The organism is Oribacterium sp. oral taxon 078 str. F0262, from assembly GCF_000160135.1.
Lineage (GTDB): Bacteria > Bacillota > Clostridia > Lachnospirales > Lachnospiraceae > Oribacterium.
Map to the genome: position 1 here is coordinate 720,233 of NZ_GG729933.1, position 2,330 is coordinate 722,562.

Below are 2,330 nucleotides of genomic sequence, written 5' to 3' on the forward strand. Positions count from 1 at the left end.
CCGGGTCTTGTACACACCGCCCGTCACACCATGGGAGTCGGTAATGCCCGAAGTCAGTGACCCAAAAGAGGGAGCTGCCGAAGGCAGGACAGATAACTGGGGTGAAGTCGTAACAAGGTAGCCGTATCGGAAGGTGCGGCTGGATCACCTCCTTTCTAAGGATAGAGTAGGGGTCTGTGTAGGATTCGATTCTTGATTGAAACAGGTCCAAAAAGGGAACCATAGCTCAGCTGGTTAGAGCGCACGCCTGATAAGCGTGAGGTCGGTGGTTCGAGTCCACTTGGTTCCACTTTCTGGTGTCGATGCGCCCGGGGGAAACACCCGTACCCATCCCGAACACGATGGTTAAGCCCCGGGCGGCTGAAAATACTACGCTGGCAACGGCGTGGGAAGATAAGTGGATGCCAGAATTCGGGGATATAGCTCAGTTGGGAGAGCACCTGCCTTGCAAGCAGGGGGTCAAGGGTTCGAATCCCTTTATCTCCACTGGCCCGGCATCATTTTGTTTTTTGAAAGGCTCCTTTTCGAAAGCTTTGAAAAAGAAAAGCGGGAAGGGGCAGGGAAAACGGAATGACGCAGGGGCATATCGAGGATTCCGCTTTCTTTCGATCCGAGCGCGAAGGACTTCGTTCCGAGCGCTGAGATCTAAGATCACCGTGAATCCGTATCGTACCTTGAAAACCGCATATTGCAATCAAAGAGTAAGACATCTGAGGCTGCGGATGGAGACATCCGCAGAGAGAAGACAAAGAGACACACGCTAGTGTCTCACCCGGAGGAATCCGGGGATGGTTAAGCGAAAAGAGCACAGGGTGAATGCCCAGGCACTGAGAGCCGAAGAAAGACGTGATAAGCTGCGAAAAGCGGCGGGGATTGGCAAATACGAGGTGATCCGCCGATATCTGAATGGGGAAACCCACCGGAGTAATCCTCCGGTACCGCATGGTAAATCCATAGCCATGCGGAGGGAACCCGCCGAACTGAAACATCTCAGTAGGCGGAGGAAGAGAAAACAACCGTGATTCCGAGAGTAGCGGCGAGCGAAATCGGAGGAGCCCAAACCGCGGTGCGTGCACCGCGGGGTAAGGACCGCGAAAAAGTTCGAAGAGGGAGTGGAAGCGCGCTGGAAAGCGCCGCCATAGAGGGTGAGAGCCCCTTACACGAAGCTTGAAGAATGGCGCGGGATCCGGAGTACTGTCAGACACGTGGAAGCTGGCAGGAAGAAGGGGGGACCACCCCCCAAGGCTAAATACTACTCAGTGACCGCTAGCGAGAGTACTGTGAAGGAAAGGTGAAAAGGACCCCGGGAGGGGAGTGAAAGAGAACCTGAAACCCTGTGTTTACAAGCTGTGGAAGGACGAAAGTCCGACCGCGTACTTTTTGTAGAACGGTCCGGCGAGTTATCGCTGCCGGCAAGGTTAAGGATTTAAGGTCCGGAGCCGAAGCGAAAGCGAGTCTTAAAAGGGCGAAAAGTCAGCAGAGATAGACCCGAAACCGGGTGACCTATCCATGTCCAGGATGAAGCCAAAGTAAAATTTGGTGGAGGTCCGAACGCACATCCGTTGAAAAGGGTGGCGATGAGGTGTGGATAGCGGAGAAATTCCAATCGAACCCGGAGATAGCTGGTTCTCCTCGAAATAGCTTTAGGGCTAGCCTCGTGTTAATGATCTTTTGCAGGTAGAGCACTGAATTCTTGAGGGGGCGTCAAAGTCTACCAAGAGATATCAAACTCCGAATGGCAGGAAGACAGACACGGGAGTCAGACGATGCGATATAAATTGCATGGTCAAAAGGGAAAGAGCCCGGATCTACAGCTAAGGTCCCAAAGTGCGTGTTAAGTGGGAAAGGATGTGAGATCTCAGAGACAACTAGGATGTTGGCTCAGAAGCAGCCACACATTCAAAGAGTGCGTAATAGCTCACTAGTCGAGAGGTCCTGCGCCGAAAATTCACGGGGCTGAAACACGACACCGAAGCTTAGGGGTGGAGAAATCCATCGGTAGAGGAGCATTGAAAACCCATAGAAGCAGGACCGGAAGGTCCTGTGGAGAGTTTTGAAGAGAGAATGCCGGAATGAGTAGCGAGATGGAGGTGGGAATCCTCCAGGCCGAAAATCTAAGGTTTCCAGGGTAAAGCTGATCTGCCCTGGGGAAGTCGGGGCCTAAGGCGAGGCTGAAAAGCGTAGTCGATGGAGAACTGGTGAAGATTCCAGTACCGAATGATATCAGAACTGCGGGGACACATGGGGGAAGGAAGAGCTGGGAGAGAGAAGACCGGTGCAAGCGCCGAAAGGCGTGAAGCGGAACGAAGAAAAGTAGGGAAGCTTCCGGA

Annotated in this window: 2 tRNA genes, 1 rRNA gene and 1 other annotated feature (1 of these 4 cut by a window edge); all 3 genes read left to right on the forward strand. The window is 53.2% G+C overall.

What is annotated here, in order from left to right:
* Window positions 1-215 precede the first annotated feature (215 nt).
* The 3 genes from GCWU000341_RS03315 (at window position 216) to GCWU000341_RS03325 (ending at window position 486) form a co-directional block, all read left to right on the forward strand.
* A tRNA-Ile gene (locus tag GCWU000341_RS03315) sits at window positions 216-289 on the forward strand.
* Between the two features lie 3 nt (window positions 290-292).
* Window positions 293-410, forward strand: a 5S ribosomal RNA gene (rrf, locus tag GCWU000341_RS03320).
* Between the two features lie 3 nt (window positions 411-413).
* A tRNA-Ala gene (locus GCWU000341_RS03325) sits at window positions 414-486 on the forward strand.
* Between the two features lie 303 nt (window positions 487-789).
* Window positions 790-2,330, forward strand: a sequence feature (23S ribosomal RNA rRNA prediction is too short) (it continues 246 nt past the right edge of the window).